Here is a 1,357-nt window from a genome sequence, read left to right on the forward strand (position 1 = left end):
GGCGGTGATGCCCACGCCCAAGGCGGCGATGCTGGCGCCCGCCATCAAACCGGCGGGGCCGAGTTTGCCCAGGACCGAGCCAAGCACGCCAAGCCGATCGGTGGCGGCCTGCAGTTGGAACTTGGCATCGTTAGCGGCAGACGACAGCAGTTTCAGGCCACCAGACGCTGGTGTGGCCGCCGCCTCGATTTTCTTGAGCGAGCGCTCCCCCCTCTCACCAATCTCGGACAGTTCGGCTTTGACCTTGCCGCCGTCGACCACGGACAAGCGGATGGAGAGGTTGCGTTCGGCCATGGGAAGAAGAAATCCGATATCGGGTGAATCGTGGGTCTATGTGTCTTGTTGCAATGTGCTCATCAGGCCCGCCTCGACTGCTGGAAAGAGATCGATTGCCGTCGCGCGATCGAGCCCCGTGCACTCGCAAGCCAGCATCCAGGCATTGAGGTCGAGCCCCACCACGCGGCCCTGCGCCATGCGCAATTGGCTGGCACAGATGTCAATCGCACTGGCGGCTTGCCAGCCTTCCAGGCTCTCGGGCGCGTTCATGGTGTAGGGGCACTCGGGACATGATTCAGGGCAGGCGCTGCAATAGCTCGGCCCGCCACCGAAGTGCCACGCGGTGCGGGCCTTCAGGCGTTTTTTTCGGAGTCCAGCGCATAGAGGCCGGCGAGGTATTCNGAGGTATTCGCGCTCGAAGGCATCAGCCAGCAGCCAGTGCTCCATCAGCGCTGCGACACCCTCAGGCGTGACAGGAGCCGGTTTGCCCTTGTCGTCGGCCACACCTTCCCAAGCCAGCACAGCCAGCTTGGCCAGTTCCGTGATGAGCGTCGCGGTGCGCTCCCCGGCCGCAGCGGTATCTGTGCCGGCGACTTTGGAGGCGGCATGGCGCGCGGCCATGACGAGCGCGGTGGTGGCCGGACGCACCTGCAGGCGCACGCCAGCAGCCAGCGTGATCCAGTGCGGCTCACGCGGGAGATTGAGTTTGATCATGAGAAACCTCGGTCGGGTGATCAGTAAGAAGAAACGTCGTTCACCAGTTCGACGGTGAACATGCGCGCCATGCCGGTGGCCTTGGCGGCTTGCCACTCGAAGGTGGCCTGAATGCCGCCGGGCCCGGAGATGGACAGCTTGGGTTTGGGCAGATACACCTCGTGCGCGATGAAGGTCAGTCGGTGATCGGCATCGATCGCGTAGCCGAAGGTCAACTCCAGCGGCGTGTTGTTCGTGGCGGCATCGATCAGCGTGGTGTCGGCAAAGCGCACCTCCAGGTTGCCGGTGAGGCTGGCGACCGTCGGATCGGCTCCATCGATCTTGCCGTCCGAGCGGATGGTCTCGATGCGCTCGAGGTTGTTGGCAT

At 63.9% G+C, this 1,357-nt stretch carries 2 protein-coding genes; both read right to left on the minus strand.

The annotated features are described in order from the left end of the window. The coding region (locus C1I89_RS33690; RefSeq protein WP_146196993.1) for a hypothetical protein at positions 1-294 on the minus strand (294 nt) is incomplete at its 3' end. Between the two features lie 716 nt (positions 295-1,010). Next, positions 1,011-1,357, minus strand: a 347-nt coding sequence (locus C1I89_RS33700) for a phage tail tube protein (protein ID WP_258231585.1), incomplete at its 5' end; no start/stop codon positions are given.

Origin of the sequence: Achromobacter pulmonis (assembly GCF_002885955.2) — a bacterium.
Taxonomy (GTDB): Bacteria; Pseudomonadota; Gammaproteobacteria; order Burkholderiales; family Burkholderiaceae_B; genus Achromobacter; species Achromobacter pulmonis_A.